15 protein-coding genes are annotated in these 17,154 nt (G+C 65.9%); 10 read left to right on the plus strand and 5 right to left on the minus strand.

All coding sequences use genetic code 11. The features are described 5' to 3' along the window. The 7 genes from D893_RS01970 to D893_RS02000 form a co-directional block, all read left to right on the plus strand. On the plus strand, nt 1-780 hold a 780-nt coding region (locus tag D893_RS01970), incomplete at its 5' end, for a flagellin (protein ID WP_281623682.1). Between the two features lie 235 nt (nt 781-1,015). Then, nucleotides 1,016-2,203, plus strand: coding sequence for a flagellin (locus D893_RS01975; RefSeq protein WP_110619037.1), 1,188 nt, complete (start codon nt 1,016-1,018; stop codon nt 2,201-2,203). A 383-nt stretch (nt 2,204-2,586) separates the two neighbouring features. Beyond that, nucleotides 2,587-3,795 (plus strand): flagellin, encoded by a 1,209-nt coding sequence (locus tag D893_RS01980; RefSeq protein ID WP_110619038.1) that lies wholly within the window; start codon nt 2,587-2,589, stop codon nt 3,793-3,795. Nucleotides 3,796-3,860: 65 nt separating this feature from the next. After that, complete coding sequence (locus D893_RS13885; protein WP_244263424.1) at nt 3,861-4,313, plus strand: flagellar protein FlaG; 453 nt, start codon at nt 3,861-3,863, stop codon at nt 4,311-4,313. A 282-nt stretch (nt 4,314-4,595) separates the two neighbouring features. Beyond that, nucleotides 4,596-5,945, plus strand: a complete 1,350-nt coding sequence (gene fliD / locus D893_RS01990) for a flagellar filament capping protein FliD (protein ID WP_018946138.1) — start codon at nt 4,596-4,598, stop codon at nt 5,943-5,945. A gap of 34 nt (nt 5,946-5,979) precedes the next feature. Next, complete coding sequence (gene fliS / locus D893_RS01995; RefSeq protein WP_110619039.1) at nt 5,980-6,402, plus strand: flagellar export chaperone FliS; 423 nt, start codon at nt 5,980-5,982, stop codon at nt 6,400-6,402. Between the two features lie 9 nt (nt 6,403-6,411). Continuing rightward, nucleotides 6,412-6,750 carry a flagellar protein FliT gene (locus tag D893_RS02000; protein ID WP_018946136.1) on the plus strand — a complete coding sequence of 113 codons (339 nt, stop codon included), beginning with the start codon at nt 6,412-6,414 and terminating at the stop codon, nt 6,748-6,750. Here the strand turns inward: D893_RS02000 and D893_RS02005 are convergent. Then, nucleotides 6,747-8,981: a bifunctional (p)ppGpp synthetase/guanosine-3',5'-bis(diphosphate) 3'-pyrophosphohydrolase gene (locus tag D893_RS02005; RefSeq protein WP_110619040.1), complete on the minus strand. Its 2,235-nt coding sequence runs from the start codon at nt 8,979-8,981 to the stop codon at nt 6,747-6,749. The genes D893_RS02000 and D893_RS02005 overlap by 4 nt on opposite strands. Nucleotides 8,982-9,097: 116 nt before the next feature. On the opposite strand from D893_RS02005, the gene D893_RS02010 reads away from it, so the two are divergent. Beyond that, complete coding sequence (locus D893_RS02010) at nt 9,098-9,928, plus strand: alpha/beta hydrolase (protein WP_077244377.1); 831 nt, start codon at nt 9,098-9,100, stop codon at nt 9,926-9,928. On the opposite strand, the gene D893_RS02015 is transcribed toward D893_RS02010, so the two are convergent. The 4 genes from D893_RS02015 to D893_RS02030 all read right to left on the minus strand — a co-directional run bounded on the left by D893_RS02015 (nt 9,925) and on the right by D893_RS02030 (nt 14,815). After that, nucleotides 9,925-11,142, minus strand: a complete 1,218-nt coding sequence (locus D893_RS02015) for an alpha/beta fold hydrolase (protein WP_110619041.1) — start codon at nt 11,140-11,142, stop codon at nt 9,925-9,927. The genes D893_RS02010 and D893_RS02015 overlap by 4 nt on opposite strands. 140 nt (nt 11,143-11,282) lie before the next feature. Then, a complete protein-coding gene (locus tag D893_RS02020) occupies nt 11,283-12,917 on the minus strand; it encodes a BCCT family transporter (RefSeq protein WP_018946132.1) in 1,635 nt (544 codons plus the stop codon). Nucleotides 12,918-13,001: 84 nt separating this feature from the next. Then, nucleotides 13,002-14,207 carry a tryptophan synthase subunit beta gene (gene trpB / locus D893_RS02025; protein ID WP_110619042.1) on the minus strand — a complete coding sequence of 402 codons (1,206 nt, stop codon included), beginning with the start codon at nt 14,205-14,207 and terminating at the stop codon, nt 13,002-13,004. A 128-nt stretch (nt 14,208-14,335) separates the two neighbouring features. Then, nucleotides 14,336-14,815, minus strand: coding sequence for a DUF302 domain-containing protein (locus D893_RS02030; RefSeq protein ID WP_018946130.1), 480 nt, complete (start codon nt 14,813-14,815; stop codon nt 14,336-14,338). 61 nt (nt 14,816-14,876) lie between these two features. On the opposite strand from D893_RS02030, the gene D893_RS02035 reads away from it, so the two are divergent. Together D893_RS02035 and D893_RS02040 are read left to right on the plus strand one after the other, a co-directional pair. Continuing rightward, nucleotides 14,877-15,545, plus strand: coding sequence for a VTT domain-containing protein (locus tag D893_RS02035; protein ID WP_077244373.1), 669 nt, complete (start codon nt 14,877-14,879; stop codon nt 15,543-15,545). Between the two features lie 51 nt (nt 15,546-15,596). After that, nucleotides 15,597-17,123: a BCCT family transporter gene (locus tag D893_RS02040; RefSeq protein ID WP_077244372.1), complete on the plus strand. Its 1,527-nt coding sequence runs from the start codon at nt 15,597-15,599 to the stop codon at nt 17,121-17,123. Nucleotides 17,124-17,154 lie beyond the last annotated feature (31 nt).

Here is a 17,154-nt window from a genome sequence, read left to right on the forward strand (position 1 = left end):
GGTCAGAACATCCTGGACGGCAGTGTGGAGGATCTGTTCTTCCAGGTCGGTGCCAACCAGGGGCAGATGACGGCCGTGAACGGCGTGGATTCGCGGACTACTCAGCTCGGTATGCAGGAAGCCGTGGGGGAGACTCTGGATGCCGATACTCTTGCGGATCTCGATTTGTCCGATCAGGCAGACATCGTGATTGATGTCGGAGATGAAGACGACGCGGTCACTGTGGACCTGGGGGATGACGTCGATACGCTTGATGACGTGGTCCGCGAGATCAACAGCGCGATCGCGGAGGTGGCTGCCGGCGACGACGATGCGGCGGAAGCGGTATCCGATGCCAACCTGGAGGCCTCGGTGCGTGTGGATAACGATGGAAATCAGGGTATCGCCATCACTGGTGCCTTTGATTCCGAGTTTTCCGTAGATCAGGATGGTGGCGATCTTTTTGCGGACGCAGATTCGGAGGAGGTCAATCTGACCGATATCGATGTGACCACACGGGACTCCGCGACCGAGGCGATTGGTGCTCTGGACGGCGCGTTGGATCAGGTGAACTCTCTGCGTTCGGAGCTGGGCGCGGTGCAGACGCGTTTCGAGAGCACGATTTCGAACCTGGAGATCGGATCGGAGAACCTTTCGGATGCACGTTCGCGGATCATGGATGCGGACTTCGCCGCCGAGACGGCGGAGCTGACGCGCGCCGAGGTGCTGCAGCAGGCCGGGACTTCGGTGCTGTCGCAGGCCAATGCGGTGCCGCAGAACGTGCTGGGCCTGCTGCAGTAAGACGGGGGTTTCCTCCGGGCCCGTGCCGCGGGCCATCCGAGGGCCCGCCCCGAGTGATCGGGGCGGGCCTTTTTGTGTGCGGTGGGGCCCGGCGGCAAGGGGGCGGAAATTTTGTGCCGTTTGGGGTTAAAGGTTGCCGGGGAGCAGTCGTTACGGGGTGTGAGAGGCAATCTCGAACCCACCATTGCCGCCGGAACGGCAATGACTGGCCGGCAAGCAGAGGAAGGAGGACGACATGTCCCAGGTGATCAACACGAACGTGATGTCGCTGAACGCCCAGCGTAATCTGAACGAGTCGCAGGGTGCGCTTTCGCAGTCGCTGGAGCGTCTTTCGTCGGGTCTTCGCATCAACAGCGCAAAGGATGACGCGGCGGGTCTGGCGATTTCGGAGCGTTTCACCAGTCAGGTGAACGGTCTGGATCAGGCGGTACGCAACTCGAACGACGGGATCTCGCTGGCGCAGACCGCCGAAGGTGCGCTGGATACGGTGAGCGACTCGCTGCAGCGTGCGCGCGAGCTGTCGGTGCAGGCGGCGAACGATTCTAACTCGGCGTCGGACCGTCAGGCGATCAACGACGAGGTCCAGCAGCTGATGGAGGAAGTGGGCCGGATCGCGAACAACACGGAGTACAACGGTCAGAACATCCTGGACGGCAGTGTGGAGGATCTGTTCTTCCAGGTCGGTGCCAACCAGGGGCAGATGACGGCCGTGAACGGCGTGGATTCGCGCACCACCCAGCTGGGGATGCAGGAAGCTGTGGGGGACACCCTGGACGCCGATACTCTCGCGGATCTCGATTTCTCCGATCAGGAAGACATCGTGATCGACGTTGGAGGCGAAGATGGTGCGGTAACGGTGGCACTGGGTGATGACGTCGACACCCTTGATGACGTGGTTCGCGAGATCAACAGTGAGATTGCGGATGTGGCCGCCGGCGACGACGATGCGGCGGAAGCGGTATCCGATGCCAACCTGGAGGCCTCGGTTCGTGTGGATAACGATGGAAATCAGGGAATTGCCATCACTGGCGCCTTTGATTCGGAATTTTCCGTAGAGCAGGATGGCACAAATACCGATCTGTTTGATGGTGCGACGGACTCGGCGGAGGTCAATCTCACCGATATCGACGTCACCACGCGGGACTCGGCCACCGAGGCGATCGGTGCGCTGGACGGTGCGCTGGACCAGGTGAACTCGCTGCGTTCGGAGCTGGGTGCGGTGCAGACCCGTTTCGAGAGCACGATCTCGAACCTGGAGATCGGCTCGGAGAACCTGTCGGATGCGCGTTCGCGGATCATGGACGCGGACTTTGCGGCGGAGACGGCGGAGCTGACGCGCGCCGAGGTGCTGCAGCAGGCGGGGACTTCGGTGCTGTCGCAGGCGAATGCGGTGCCGCAGAACGTGCTGGGTCTGCTGCAGTAAGGCGGAGGTTTCCTCCGGGCCTGTAATAGGGCCGTCCGAGGGCCCGTCCCGAGTGATCGGGGCGGGCCTTTTTTGTGGTGGGGGAGATCGTGAAGGCCGGTGGTTTCGGGGGATGCCGTTTTCGCGCGCGAGCGCGCTCCCACAGGGGCCGGGGCCGGGGCCGGCAGGAAATTGCCGCCGGGGTCGGCCAGAATTTGTGGAGAAGGCGTTGCAGCGCGACATGGCGCGTCGGAGCGGGGCGGAAAAAAATTGCCGGTGGGGCTAAAGGTGCTTGCCGCTCGGCCGTTACCGAAGACAGGAGCGGATTACTGTCCGCGCGGTTGGCCCCCGTAACGGGGCTGTTGGCCCCGCCTCGGGGCCGCATGGAACGAGGAGAAACTGCCATGTCTCAGGTCATCAACACGAACGTGATGTCACTGAATGCCCAGCGTAATCTGAACAACTCCCAGAGCGCGCTGGCCCAGAGTCTGGAGCGCCTGTCGTCCGGTCTCCGGATCAACAGCGCGAAGGACGACGCGGCCGGGCTCGCGATCTCGGAGCGCTTTACGTCGCAGATCAACGGCCTCAATCAGGCGGTGCGCAACTCGAACGACGGGATCTCTCTGGCCCAGACGGCCGAGGGTGCGCTGGATACGGTGAGCGATTCGCTGCAGCGGGCGCGCGAGCTGGCGGTGCAGGCGGCGAACGATTCGAACTCCGCTTCGGACCGCCAGGCGATCAACGACGAGGTCCAGCAGCTGATGGAGGAAGTGGGCCGGATCGCGAACAACACGGAGTACAACGGTCAGAACATCCTGGACGGCAGTGTGGAGGATCTGTTCTTCCAGGTCGGTGCCAATCAGGGGCAGATGACCAATGTGAGCGGCGTGGATGCTCGGACCACCCAGCTGGGAGCGACCGAGGTGATCGGCGCAGGCGGGCTGGATTCGGACCAGCTCAGTGATCTGGAGGGTTTTGACGGTACGATCACCATCAGCGTGGACGGGACCGATACCGACATTACAGTGGGCATTGGTGGAGACGACGTCCAGACCATGGATGACGTGGTTCGTGCAATCAATGAGGAGATTGCTGCCCAGGCCATCGATGATGAGGTGATCTCGGAGGCCAGCCTGGAGGCCGCGCTGCGGGTGAACAACGAAGGCGAGACTTCGATTTCGATTACCGGGGCCTTTGACGCCGGGTTTGATGTGGATGGGGGCACGGCCGAGATCGAGGGCGCCGCTGACGTAACGCTTTTCGGCGATGGAGCAGGTGACGGGGACGAAGCCGTGCAGGTCAATCTGACCGAGATCGACGTGACGACCCGTGATACCGCCACTCAGGCCATCGGTGCCCTGGACGGGGCGCTGGATCAGGTGAACTCGCTGCGTTCGGAGCTGGGTGCGGTGCAGACCCGGTTCGAGAGCACCATCTCCAACCTGGAGATCGGGGCGGAGAACCTGTCGGATGCGCGGTCGCGGATCATGGACGCGGATTTCGCCGCCGAGACGGCGGAACTGACCCGGGCGCAGGTCCTGCAGCAGGCCGGCATCTCGGTGCTGTCGCAGGCCAATGCGGTGCCGCAGAATGTCCTCGGGCTGCTGCAGTAAACTCTCCTTGACCGCAAGGGCCGCTCCGGGGGATGGCTCTGGGGCGGCCCATGGAGGCTTGTTCAATGAGTGACATGATCAACAACAATCCGCCCGGGGCGTTGCCTCCGGCCCTTCCGTCGCGTTCCGGCGACGCCGGGATAGGGGGGGCGGCCACCGGTACGGGCCCTCGAGGCGACAGTGTGTCGGACGAGCGGAAAACCGGTGCCGTCGTGGCCGGGGAGAACCCCGGCGTGCGGCAGGAAGGCTCCGGTTCGGCGGACCGCGAGCGGGCGGAACCGGTGGAGGCCTCCGACCTGGAGCCGGTGGTGGAATCCATCAATGCGTATCTGCAGAACAGCAAGCGCTCGCTGGAATTCAGTGTCGACGATTCCTCCGGCCGTACCGTGATTACGGTGATGGACGGTGACCGCGACGAGATTATCCGCCAGATCCCGCCGGAGCAGATGCTGGCCCTGGCGGAGCATTTCGAGAACGAGCGGGATCTTGGCGGCACGGGATTTGTCGACAAGGCATGAGCGGTTCGGGCCGGACGGCATTGTTCTTGCTATGTTGAAAACGTTATTGCGCTGGCCCGGTCCTTGTAGGAGCGCGCTTGCGCGCGAATGTGGATGTGGGGGCTCATGGCGCCATTTTCGCGGCTAAAGCCGCTCCTACGGTGACTCTTCAGCCTTGAGGGTGACCCGCGGGGAGCAGGCCGGGGTCCTTAATGATTCATCCGCTCAAGTTTTCGGCAGAAGGGCCGTTAACCTGATCAGAAACGACGGGACACCCGCGAAGCGGGCAGGAAGGTAACGATCATGGCCATCAGTTCTCTCGGTGTCGGTTCCGGGCTGGATCTCAATCAGATCGTGGGCGATCTGGTCAACGCGCAGCGTGCGCCGCGCGAGGAACGCCTGAACGAGCGCGAGGAACGCATCGAGGCCGAGATCTCGGCCTATGGCTCGCTCAGTAGCAGCATGGACGGCATCGGTTCGGCGCTATCGAATCTGGCGGATTTCGAGCCCGAGCAGTCGGCCTCGCTGAGTAACGAGGATGTGGCCTCGGTGGTGATCACCGGGGATGCGCCCAACGGCGACTTCAACATGGATGTGCAGCAGCTGGCCGAGGCGCAGACCGTGGCCTCGGATTCCGGTCTGTTCGATTCCACGGACGAGGAGGTCGGTGCCGGCACCTTCAGCATCTCGGTGGGTGATGGCGAGGCGGTCTCGCTCGACGTGGAGGAGGGCGACACCCTCAACGATCTGCGCAATGCCATCAACGACGCCGATGCCGGGGTGCGTGCCTCCATCGTCAACGACGGGAACGGTCCGCGGCTGACCATGACGTCCGAGAGCACGGGCGAGCAAAACACGATCAACGTCGAAGTGGACGGCGACGCGGACCTGGACCGGCTCGCGAATCTCGGGGATCCCGAGACCGTCACCGTTGAAGCACAGGACGCCCTGGTGACAATCGACGGCATGGAGATCACCAGCGCCTCCAACACCCTGGAGGACACCATCGAGGGCATGGCCATCGACCTCGAGGGGGTCGGGCAGACCTCGGTTTCGGTGAGCGAGGACCAGGACGAACTGCGGAACGGTCTGGAGTCCTTCGTCGAGGCCTACAACACGATGGTCTCCGAGACCAACGAGCTCACCGCCTATGATGCCGAAGAAGATGAGGCCGCGGTACTCACTGGTGACAGTACGGTTCGCTCGGCGCGCAGCCGCATGAGCAATGCGCTGACGGAGCGTTCCCAGGTCGAGGGCATCAACAACCAGACACTCGCCGAACTCGGGATCACGACTCAGCGTGACGGCACGCTGTCTTTTGACACCCAGCGTTTTGACGAAGTGATGGATCGCGAAGGGTTCGAGGACGTGTCCGCCATGGTGCGCGATATCGCCGGCGGCATGGAAGAGACCCTGCAGGGTATTACCGGGCCGGAAGGCCTGATTCAGACCCGTCAGGACGGGCTGCAGAACGAACAGGATCGCGTGGACCGTCAGCGCGAGCGGCTGGATGACCGTATTGAACGGCTGGAAGACCGGCTGGTCCGCCAGTTCTCCAGCATGGATACCTCCGTCGCCCAGATGCAGCAGACGGGTGACTTCCTGCAGCAGAGGCTCGGTGGCGGTGGCGGCATGGGCGGTGGCATGATTTAACGACCCTCTCGGGGGGAGAGCAACGGAGGCGAGCATGTACGGCATGAACATGAGAAAGAACGTGGATTCCTACCGCCAGGCGGGCATGCTGTCGGAGGTGCAGGTCGCGGATCCGCACCGCCTGGTGCAGATGCTGTTCGAGGGTGCGCTGGAACGCATCGCGGTGGCCAAGGGTGCGATGAAGGCTGGCAATATCGCTTACAAGGGTGAACGTATCGGCAAGGCGATCGACATCATCGATTCCCTGCGCTCGATGCTGGATGACAAGCACAATCCGGAACTGGCCGAGCGCCTGGCCGCGCTGTATTCCTACATGCTGCGCCGTCTGACCGAGGCCAACCTGCACAACGATCCGGAGCGTCTGGACGAGGTGTCGAAGCTCCTGCGCGAGGTGAAGGCGGGCTGGGACGAGATCCCGCCCGAATACCGCAACGCTGCCTCCAACCGGGCGAGCTAGGCCGGCGGCATGGCCGATTCGTCCTCTTCGGCGACCTCACTCGAGGAGGACCTGGAGGTCGTTCTCCAGCGCCTGCGCACCGCGGTGCACGAGGAGGCCTGGGAAGACCTCCCGGAACTGGACCTCCAGGCCCGCGGGCTGATCGAGGAAGCCTTCGGTTCCGATCCGCGTCTGGCGGATACCTCCGGGGCGCGGTCGCGCGCCGCGCTGGAGGCCCTGTCCGAGTTCTACCGTGAGACGGTCCCCGAACTGGAGCAGCTCCGCCGCGCGACCCTGGACGAGATCAAGGGTCTCAAGGCCGGACGCAAGGGCGTGAACGCCTACCAGGCGGCCCGGCGCACCGGTTAGTTGTTGCGGGATGCCGGCGCGGTTGCCGGATCCTGCGCGCGCCGGACGCCGTAAACGTTTTCCAGTGAGGAGAGGCGGTCGAACAGGCCGCTCAGCTCGCTCAGGTCGGAGACCTCCGCCTCAAGTTCCATGCGCACGCTGCGATCTGCCGGATCAGTCTGCGTGTTCACTCGCAGCAGGTTGATTCCGCTCTGCGAGAACACCCCGCCGACCTCGGCGAACAGGCCGGCGCGGTCCTGCGCTTCCAGCTCCAGCGACACGATCTCGGTTTCGGGTTCATCGCCCCAGCTGACCGGGATCAGGCGTGCGCGCTTGTCCTCCGGCAGGTGGAGGATGTTGGGGCAGTCATCGCGGTGGACCGAGACCCCGGCACCGCGGGTGATGAAGCCGATGATCGGGTCACCGGGCTGCGGATCGCAGCACTGAGCGCGGGTGGTGAGCAGGCCGCCGACCCCGCGGATGCGGATGTCCTCGGCATTGTGATCCGCGGCGTCGCCATCGCGGCGGCCCTCGCGGCGACGGGGGCTCGGCGCGGCGGGCGTCTCCTCGCGGGTCTTGTCGCGTTCGCGGCGCTCGCGGATCATGTGCGCCAGGCGCCCGGCGATCTGTCCGGTGGTGATGTCGCCGGCGCCCAGCGCGATCATCAGCTCGTCGAACCCGGGGTATTTCATCTGCCGCGCGAGTTCGTCGCGGTCGAGATCGGGGATGCGTTCGTGCAGTCCGAGCCGCTGGCATTCGCGGTCGAACAACTGCTTGCCGGTGGCCAGGTGCTCGTCCTGATGCTGCTGGCGGAACCAGGTGCGCACCTTGGCCCGCGCCCGCGAGGTGTTGAGATAGCCGAGGTTGGGGTTGAGCCAGTCGCGGCTGGGGCCGCCCTCGCGGGCAGTGAGGACCTCGACGCGTTCGCCGGAGCGCAGGCGGTGGGTCAGCGGGACGATGCGACCGTCCACCTTGGCGCCACGGCAGCGATGCCCGACCTCGGTGTGCACGGCGTAGGCGAAATCCAGCGGCGTGGCTCCCTGGGCGAGATCCAGCACGTCGCCCTGCGGGGTCAGTACGAATACGCGCTGGTGCAGCGGCTCGCTCTGGATCTCGTCGAGCAGGTTCTGGTCGGAGCCGTCGGTTTCCAGCAGCTGGCGCAGCGAGGTGATGGCCTGGTTGAGGGCGCGGTCCTCGCGCCCGCCTTCCTTGTAGCGCCAGTGGGCGGCGACCCCGAGTTCGGCGAATTCGTCCATCTCGCGGGTGCGGATCTGCACCTCCACGAACTTTCCCTCCGGTCCCACCACGGCGGTGTGCAGCGACTGGTAGCCGTTGTCCTTGGGGTTGGCGATGTAATCGTCGAACTCGCCGGGCAGGTGGCGCCAGTGGTTGTGCACCACGCCCAGCACGGTGTAGCAGGTCGCCAGCCGGTCGACGATCACGCGCGTGGCGCGCAGGTCGTACAGCTCGGACAGCGAGGTGTTCTTGCGCTGCATCTTCTTCCAGATGCTGTAGATGTGCTTGGGCCGGCCGAACACCCGGGCCTCGATCCCGGCATCGGCCAGGTGCTTTTCCAGCATCCGGGTGAAGCGCGCGACGTACTCTTCGCGTTCGGTGCGGTTCTCCTCCAGCCCGCGCGCGATATCGCGGTAGGTCTCGGGTTCGAGGATGCGCAGCGAGAGATCTTCCATCTCCCACTTGAGCTGACCCACGCCCAGCCGGTTGGCCAGCGGGGCGATCACGTCCAGGGTTTCCTGCGCCAGCGCGCGGGCGCCCGTGTCGGGTTCCTTCACCACCAGCCGCAGGTGCTGTACGCGGAATCCCAGCTTGATCAGCACTGCGCGCACGTCGTCGACCATGGCCATCAGCATGCGGCGCAGGCGCTCGGCCTGTTCGGGCCGGCCGGCCGGGGTCTCGAAGCGTCGGCGGACCAGTGCGGAGACGTTCTCGGTGAGCTGCGCGACGCGTTCGCCGTAGTCGCGGCGCAGGGCCTTCGCGTCGGCGTGCCCGGCGAGGAAGACCGGGACCAGCAGGGTGGCGATCAGGGTCTGACGGTCGACGTTGAGGTGGCGGAGGATCTCGGCGACGTCCAGCGCATGCGCCTCCAGACCGGCGGCGTCCACCGACTCCAGCGCGCGGTCCAGTGCGGAGGCCAGGGCGCCATCCGGGGCGTCGCCGCCGGCCAGGCGGCGCAAAAGCTGGTCGCGATCCAGTCCGCGGAGTTCGGTGTTGGTCAACAGGGAATGGCGCATCGCGAGGACCGTTTCAGGCGCGGATGGGGTTTTGCGGCATGTCGGTGGCTATGGGCAGTACGGATCGTATTGTACGCGAGTTGCGCCCGTTGACGGGGATGTTCAGGATCGTGGGCATGGCCAATGTGATCCGGTTCCTGATCCTGCTTGCGACGGGTTACGCCGTGCTGGTGGCGACCGTCTATCTGACCCAGGACCGCCTGATTTACATGCCTTCGCGCGACGTGACCTCCACGCCCGCGGATGCCGGGCTGGACTTCGAGGAGGTGTGGCTGGAGCCGGAGGCGGACGTGCGCCTGCACGGCTGGTATCTGCCGGGGCCGGAGGAGGATGCCCCGGTGCTGCTGTTCTTCCATGGCAATGCGGGCAACATCGGGCATCGCCTGCATTCGCTGCAGCGGTTCCACGAGGTCGGGCTCGCGGTGCTGATCATCGATTATCGCGGCTACGGCCGTTCGTCGGGACGGCCGGATGCGCCGGGGCTGCACGCCGACGCCGAGGCCGCCTGGGCCTATCTGCGCGAGGAACGCGGCTACGCGACGGAGGACATCGTGGTGTTCGGCCGCTCGCTGGGGGCGGCGGTGGCGGCGCGCCTGGCGGCGGAGCGCGAACCCGGTGCGGTGATCCTGGAGTCCGCGTTCACTTCGGCGGCGGATCTGGGGGCGGAGATCTACCCGTTCCTGCCGGTACGCTGGCTGATCCGCCACCCGTATCCGGTCGTCGAACATGTCCGGCGCCTGGAAGCCCCGCTGCTGCTGGTGCATGCGCGCGAGGACGAGATCGTGCCCTTCGAGCATGCGCGCCGCCTGCAGGCGGCGGCCCCGGGCATCCCGCCGATCCTGGGCCTGTGCGGTGGCCACAACGACGGCTTCCTGCGGTCCGGGACGCTTTACACCCGCGGTCTGCAGGATTTCCTCGCCGCGGCGGGGCTGCATTCCGGGGATTAGACCGTGCCGGGGGCGGTGGTCTCCCGCGTCTCGACCTGGACCTCGCCGTGCAGGGTGCGGTGTACCGGGCAGCGATCGGCGATCTGCAGCATGCGTTCACGCTGTTTCGCATCCAGCTCGCCCTCGATGGTGATCTCGCGGGTGATGCGGTCGACCGGGCCGTTCTCGCCCTTGAGCTTCTCGTGCTGCAGATGCACCCGGACGCGTTCCAGCGGCAGCTGCTTGTGCGCGGCGTACATGCGCAGGGTCATGCTGGTGCAGGCTCCCAGCGACGCCAGCAGCAGCTCGTAGGGGTTGGGGCCGGTGCCATCGCCGCCGACGTCCGGCGGTTCGTCGGCCAGGAAGTGATGCGGGCCGATGCGTACGTCCTGCTGGTACTGGCCGTCGCCGGTTTCCTCGACCGTCACTCCGGTCCCGTCGCCGGGCGCGTCCGCGTCCGCCGAATCTCCTCGTTCTTCGCCGATATAGCGCGCGCCCCAGGCCGCCACCAGTCCGGCCACGTATTCCGCGTCGGCCGGGTCCAGCAGGGTATGGTCGGCATCGTCCAGTGACACGAAGCTCTTGGGGTGGCTCGCGGTCTCGAAGATGCGCCGCGCGGCGTCCACCGACACCACCGTGTCGCCCGGAGCGTGCAGGATCATCAGCGGCCGGTCGAGGTCGCGGATACGTTCGGCCTGGGTCTGGCTGCGCAGGTCCTCGACGAATTCCCGCCGGATGCGGAACGGTCGCCCGGCCAGGTTCACCGTGGCCTCGCCCTCGGTTTCGATGGTCTCCAGCGCCTCGCCGAAATGATCCAGCACGCTGTCGGCCTCGAACGGGGCGGCGATGGTGGCGACTGCGCGACATTCGGGGATGCGCCCGGCGACGCCCAGCACCGCGGCGCCGCCCAGGCTGTGTCCGACCAGCAGGGCGGGGGCGGCCTCTCGCCCGCGCAGGTAGTCGGCCGCGGCCAGCAGGTCCTCCAGATTGGAGGAGAAGCCGCTGTTGGCGAAGTCGCCCTCGCTGTCGCCCAGGCCGGTGAAGTCGAAACGCAGCGTCGCGATCCCGGCCTCCGCCAGCCCGCGGGCGATGCGGTTGGCGGCTCGGTTGTCCTTGCCGCAGGTGAAGCAGTGGGCGAACAGGGCCCAGGCCCGTACGGGCCCGGTGGGGCGGTCGATCCGCCCGGCCAGCATCTGGCCCTGGTGGCCCGGAAATTCGACGCGTTCTCGGCGCATGCAGCGGACTCCTGTATTCGTGCCGGGATCCGCCCGGATGTCGGCCGGATCCCGGAAAACAAAAAACCCGCCGGAAGACGCTCCCGGCGGGTGACCTGGCCCGCTCCGGGACACGGAGCGGGCAGCGGGGCAGGCCGGTTCTACGCCTTGCCGGCTGCTTCGGCCTCGGCGATCCGGATCAGCTTCAGCTCGTGGAACAGCCCCATCAACAGGCTGACCGACATGACGAGCAGCACGATCATGAACGGCAGACCCGTGCTGACGGCTCCGGCCTGCAGGGCCTCCAGTGCGGCCGCTCCGCCGACCGCCAGCAGTACGGCAGCGATTACGCCCTCGATGGTGGCCCAGAACAGGCGCTGCGACTGCGGGGCGTCGGTCTTGCCGCCGGAGGTGATGCTGTCGATCACCAGCGAACCGGAGTCCGACGAGGTGATGAAGAACACCAGCACCAGCACCACGGCCAGGAACGAGGTGATCGCGGCCAGCGGCAGGTTCTGCAGCATCTGGAACAGCGCCAGCGAGGAATCGGTGATGCCCTCGTCGGCCAGGGCGCCGATGCCGTCGCGCACCTGATCGATGCCGGTGCCGCCGAACACGCTCATCCACACCACCGTGACCAGCGTGGGCACGATCAGCACGGCGGTGACGAACTGGCGCACCGTACGCCCGCGCGAGACGCGTGCGATGAACATGCCGACGAACGGCGACCAGGAGATCCACCACGCCCAGAAGAAGATCGTCCAGCTGTGGTAGAAGGTCTCGTCCTCGCGCCCGACCGGGTTGCTCAGCGGGATGATGTACTGGACATAGGCCGAGAGCGTGGTACCGGTGTTGGCGAGGAAGGCGATGAATCCGCCGAAGATCATCACGAACAGCATCAGCACGGCCGCGACGATCAGGTTGAGGTTGCTGAGCAGCTTCACCCCGCCGTCGATGCCGCGCATCACGGAGAGCAGGGCAATAATGGTGACGCCGATAATCACGGCCAGCTGGGTCTGCAGCCCGCCGTCGATGCCGTCGAACAGGAAGTCCAGCCCGGCGGCCGCCTGCTGTGCACCCAGACCCAGCGAGGTGGCGAGACCGAACAGGGTGGCCAGCACTGCCAGGGTGTCGATCACGTGACCGAACGGGCCCCAGACGCGCTCGCCCAGGATCGGGTAGAACGCCGAACGGATAGTCAGCGGCAGCCCCTTGTTGTAGGCGAAGAAGGCCAGCGCCAGGCCGACGATGGCGTAGACCGCCCAGGGGTGCAGGCCCCAGTGATACATGGTGGCGCCCAGCGCGGCTTGCTTGGAGGCCTCGGTGCCGCCTTCGATCCCCAGCGGGGTACCGAACCACTCGGTGAAGTAGCCCACCGGTTCGGCCACGGCCCAGAACATCAGGCCGATGCCCATGCCGGCGGCGAACAGCATGGAGAACCACGAGAGCAGCCCGAAGTCGGGTTTGGCGTCTTGGCCGCCGATACGGATGCGCCCGATCGGCAGGAGGATCAGAGCGAGGGCGAAGAGGACAAACAGGTTGCCGGCCGAGAGGAACAGCCAGTCGAAGGTTTCCTGAATCCACGTCTGGGTAGCACCCAGACTGTCATTGGCCTGGTCGGGAAACAGCAGGGCCCCGATCACGAACAGCAGGATCAGGCCGGCGCTGACCACGAAGACCGGGTTGTGCAGGTCCAGTCCGAGGGGGTTGATGTTCTGCTCACCGATCTCGTGGTCGGTGTCGTAGGCCTTTTCCAGCTCTTCTTTTTGCTTTTGCAGGTCGTCGTTGTCGCTCACCCCGATACCTCCGTTGTTTTGGTGATCACCGGATGATTGCACGCCGTGGGTGGAGCCCTCAATCCCTCAATGCACGCGTCGTTTTTAGCCGGCCCGGTCATGACCGAAGGTGCGCGCCACGTAGTCGATGTCCTTGTCGCCGCGCCCGGAGAGGTTCACCAGTATGGTGCTGCCCGGATGCTCGCGCGCGTGCGCCACCGCCCAGGCGACCGCGTGGGCGCTCTCCAGGGCGGGGATGATGCCTTCGGTCCGCGACAGGCGGTAAAAGGCATCCAGGGTCTCATCATCGCCGATCGCGTGATAGGCGACCCGCCCGGCCGTCTTGAGATAGGAGTGTTCGGGCCCGACCCCGGGGTAATCCAGCCCCGAGGCGATCGAATGTACCGGGGCCGGGTTGCCCTCGTCGTCGGTCAGCAGCATGCACTTGAAGCCGTGCAACATGCCGGGGGATCCGAAGGTCATGGTGGCGGCATGCTGTCCCGGTTCGGTGCCGCGACCCAGCGGCTCCACGCCGTTGAGCTGCACCTCCGGATCCTCGATGAAACCGGCGAACATGCCCATTGCGTTGGACCCGCCCCCCACGCAGGCAACCACCTGTTCCGGCAGCTGGCCGTCGGTCAGTTCCTGATACTGCTCGCGCGCCTCGATCCCCACCACCGACTGGAAGTTGCGCACCATCAGCGGGAACGGGTGCGGGCCGACCACCGAGCCGATCGCGAACAGGGCCTCGTCGGCCTGCGAGAGATACGACTGGAACGCGGAGTCCACCGCTTCCTTGAGGCTGCGCCCGCCGAAGGACACCGGGACGACCTCGGCGCCCATCAGCTTCATGCGGGTGACGTTGGGCGCTTCCTTTTCGATGTCGATCTCGCCCATGTGGATCTCGCATTCCATGCCGAAGCAGGCCGCGGCGGTGGCCAGGGCCACGCCGTGCTGGCCGGCGCCGGTCTCCGCGATCAGCTTGTTCTTGCCCATGTGGCGCGCGAGCAGGGCCTCGCCCATGCAGTGATTGAGCTTGTGCGCCCCGGAGTGGTTGAGGTCCTCGCGCTTGAGGTAGATATGCGCGCCGGCCTCGCGGCTGAGGTTGCGTGCGTAGTAGACCGGGGTGGGGCGGCCCTGGTAATGCCGGCGGATATAGCGAAGTTCCTGCAGGAAGTCCGCGGACAGCGCCAGCTGGCGCCAGGCGCGTTCGATCTCGGCGAAATGGGATTCGAGTTCCGGTGGCAGGAAGGCACCGCCAAAATCACCGAAATAGCCTTCGGCATTCGGAAAGTCCTTGAGGTACGACATGGCAGTCTCGTGGCCGGGGCGGCGCGGGCCGCCGTGGATCTCCGTGAGAGGGCCTATCATCGTGGTTGCCGCTCGTGCGGACAAGCGGGCGGGGAGGGCGCCCGGGCGGGCCGGGCGCCGGGGACGGTTTACTGCAGGACGCTTTCGAGGATGCGTTCGTTGTCCTCGGTGGCTTCGGCCATGATTTCGGCGATGCTGCCGCCGAACACCCGCGCCACCAGACTGGTGTTCATGCGCGATACGATGACGGTGCCGTCGCTGCGTTCATAGACCGAGACGCGGCAGGGCATCATGGAGGTCACCACATAGTTGTCTTCCTCGCTCAGGAGGTTCCCGGCATGATCCGGCTGGCACAGTTCGAGGACCGTCACCGGGGCGACGTCGTATCCATGTTCGCCCACGGTGCCGCTCAGGTCGTGTTTGGTCGGGACCGCCCAGCCTTCGGCTTCGGCTGCGGTCTCGATGCGATCGATGGTTTCCGCGTAGCCGTACTGGCTTTCGTCCTCGACGATCATCAGTCCGGGCGCGGCGTTGTAGGCATAGGCAAAGGCCAGGACGATACCGGCGATCAGGCCGATGATGGCCCCCAACAGGAAACGGTTCTGCATTGCTCTCTCTCCTCGCTGTTTTTGTTGTCAGCGTCTCCACGATACGCCCGTCGGGCGTGAAATGACCATGGCGAGCTTCCTGAAAGAGCATGCCGGTCCGCTGTTGCTGGCCGGGCTGGTGGTGCTCGGGATCGGGCTGGGCATCGGCGTCGGTGATCCGGAGTGGATCCTGGAGACGGGGCGCCGGCTGACCGGCGATCCCTGGCTGCTCGCGGGGCTGGTGGTGCTGATGGCGATCCTGTTCACCTTCGCACTGCCGGGCAGTCTGGTGGTGTGGCTGATTGCGCCGTTCGTGGCGCCATGGGTCGCGGTCCCGCTGCTGGTGACCGGCAGTGTCGCGGGCGCGCTGGGCGGGTACTGGCTCGCGGGTCGTCTGGGTGCGGATCGCGGCCCGCTGCGGCACCACCCCTGGCTGGTGGAGGCCCTGCGTCGGCACGGCGACTTCCTGAATCTGATGGCGATGCGTACCTTCCCGGGGTTCCCGCATTCCGTCATCAATTATGCCGGGGGCATGCTGGGCCTGCCCCGCGCGACCTTCCTGCTGGCCACGACCCTGGGGCTTTGCGTGAAATGGGGGGTGTATTCCAGCGTGCTCTACGGGGCGGCAGAGGCCATTGAGGACGGCGACGCACTGCAGCCCTGGACCCTGGTGCCGCTGGGGGTTCTGGCGCTGCTGCTGGCGGTCGGGGGCTGGCTGCGGCAGCATTACCGTCGCTCGGGCGAGGCCTGACGGTACGGCTGCGCGGCCAGCGGATCTACTCACAAACCTGAGAGAGAACGAATGATATTCGGACGACCGCATGCGTTCTTTGCCACCGTAAACCCGGTGGTATTCACCGCCTCGTCGATCGTGGTGCTGACCTTCGTGCTGTTCGGGGTCATCTTCACCGACACGGCATCGCTGACCTTTGCCGCGATCCACGGGTTCATCACCGAGTATCTGGGCTGGATCTACATCCTGGCGGTGACCGTCTTCCTCGCCTTTCTGCTCTGGCTGGCGCTCAGTCCGTACGGGCGGATTCGCCTCGGGAATACCGAGGACCGCCCGGAGTTCAGCTTCATGGCGTGGTTCTCCCTGCTGTTCGGTGCGGGGATGGGGATCGGCCTGATTTTCTGGAGCGTGGCCGAGCCGATGCTCCACTACCAGAACCCGCCGTTCGGCGAGGGCGAGACTCAGGAGGCGGCCAGCGAAGCGATGGCCTTCACCTTCTTCCACTGGGGGCTGCATGCCTGGGCGGTCTATGTGGTGCTGGGCCTGTCGGTGGCGTATTTCTCGTTCCGCAAGGGTCTGCCGCTGACCATCCGCTCGATCTTCTACCCAATGCTGGGCGACCGGATCTACGGGCCGATCGGGCACGTGATCGACATCCTCGCGGTGTTCGGCACGCTGTTCGGCCTGGCGACCTCGCTGGGTTTCGGCGCGATGCAGCTGAACACCGGCCTCAACGTGCTGTTCGGAATGCCGATCTCCGGGTGGTTCCAGGTAGGGATCATCGGGGCGATCACTTTCGTCGCGGTGATGGCGGTGATCTCCGGTCTGGACCGCGGGCTGAAGTGGATGAGCCTGGCCAACCTGTGGCTGGCCACCGCGTTGCTGCTGTTCGTGCTGCTGGCCGGGCCGACGCTGTTCATCATCCGCTTCTTCCTCGACTCCATCGGCGAGTATCTCAATCACATCGTGCAGCTGAGCCTGACCGCCGGCGCGATGCAGGAGGCCGAGTGGCAGAAGAGCTGGACCATCTTCTACTGGGCCTGGTGGATCGCCTGGTCGCCGTTTGTCGGGATCTTCATCGCGCGGGTCTCGCGCGGGCGCACCATCCGCGAGTTCATTGCCGGCGTGCTGCTCCTGCCGTCCCTTTTCGTGTTCGTGTGGCTGGCGGTGTTCGGCGGCACGGCGCTGCATTTCGAGCTGTTCGGGGACGGCGCGGGGATTGCGGCCGCGGTGGCCGAGGACACGACCATCGCGCTGTACGCCACGCTGGAGCAGTTGCCGCTGTTCCATCTGGCCTCGGGGCTGGCGACCGTCCTGATCGCGACCTACTTCATTACCTCGTCGGGGTCCGGAACCCACGTGATCGATGCGCTGGTCTCGCGCGGGAGCACGCGCTCGCCCAAGCGTCAGCGGGTGATCTGGGGCATCACCGAGGGTGCGGTCGCCGCGACCCTGCTGATCGTGGGCGGCGAGATGGCGCTGGACGGGCTGCAGACCGGGGCGATCACCGCGGGCCTGCCGGTGGCGATCATCCTGCTGTTCGCCTGCGTGAACCTGACCCGGGCACTGCAGGGCGAGACGGCCGCCCCGTACTGACGCGTCGCCGCGTGCGGGACAAGCCCCTGCT

It is taken from the genome of Thioalkalivibrio sp. ALE21, from assembly GCF_003208255.1.
Lineage (GTDB): Bacteria > Pseudomonadota > Gammaproteobacteria > Ectothiorhodospirales > Ectothiorhodospiraceae > Thioalkalivibrio > Thioalkalivibrio halophilus.

Excerpts from the sequence above, each read along its gene's own strand:
- D893_RS13885 (WP_244263424.1), top strand. The coding sequence starts at position 3,861 with ATGAGTGACATGATCAACAACAATCCGCCCGGGGCGTTGCCTCCGGCC.
- fliD (WP_018946138.1), top strand. The coding sequence starts at position 4,596 with ATGGCCATCAGTTCTCTCGGTGTCGGTTCCGGGCTGGATCTCAATCAG.
- D893_RS02000 (WP_018946136.1), top strand. The coding sequence starts at position 6,412 with ATGGCCGATTCGTCCTCTTCGGCGACCTCACTCGAGGAGGACCTGGAG.
- D893_RS01975 (WP_110619037.1), top strand. The coding sequence starts at position 1,016 with ATGTCCCAGGTGATCAACACGAACGTGATGTCGCTGAACGCCCAGCGT.
- D893_RS02010 (WP_077244377.1), top strand. The coding sequence starts at position 9,098 with ATGGCCAATGTGATCCGGTTCCTGATCCTGCTTGCGACGGGTTACGCC.
- trpB (WP_110619042.1), bottom strand. The coding sequence starts at position 14,207 with ATGTCGTACCTCAAGGACTTTCCGAATGCCGAAGGCTATTTCGGTGAT.
- fliS (WP_110619039.1), top strand. The coding sequence starts at position 5,980 with ATGTACGGCATGAACATGAGAAAGAACGTGGATTCCTACCGCCAGGCG.
- D893_RS02015 (WP_110619041.1), bottom strand. The coding sequence starts at position 11,142 with ATGCGCCGAGAACGCGTCGAATTTCCGGGCCACCAGGGCCAGATGCTG.
- D893_RS01980 (WP_110619038.1), top strand. The coding sequence starts at position 2,587 with ATGTCTCAGGTCATCAACACGAACGTGATGTCACTGAATGCCCAGCGT.
- D893_RS02030 (WP_018946130.1), bottom strand. The coding sequence starts at position 14,815 with ATGCAGAACCGTTTCCTGTTGGGGGCCATCATCGGCCTGATCGCCGGT.
- D893_RS02040 (WP_077244372.1), top strand. The coding sequence starts at position 15,597 with ATGATATTCGGACGACCGCATGCGTTCTTTGCCACCGTAAACCCGGTG.
- D893_RS02035 (WP_077244373.1), top strand. The coding sequence starts at position 14,877 with ATGACCATGGCGAGCTTCCTGAAAGAGCATGCCGGTCCGCTGTTGCTG.
- D893_RS02005 (WP_110619040.1), bottom strand. The coding sequence starts at position 8,981 with ATGCGCCATTCCCTGTTGACCAACACCGAACTCCGCGGACTGGATCGC.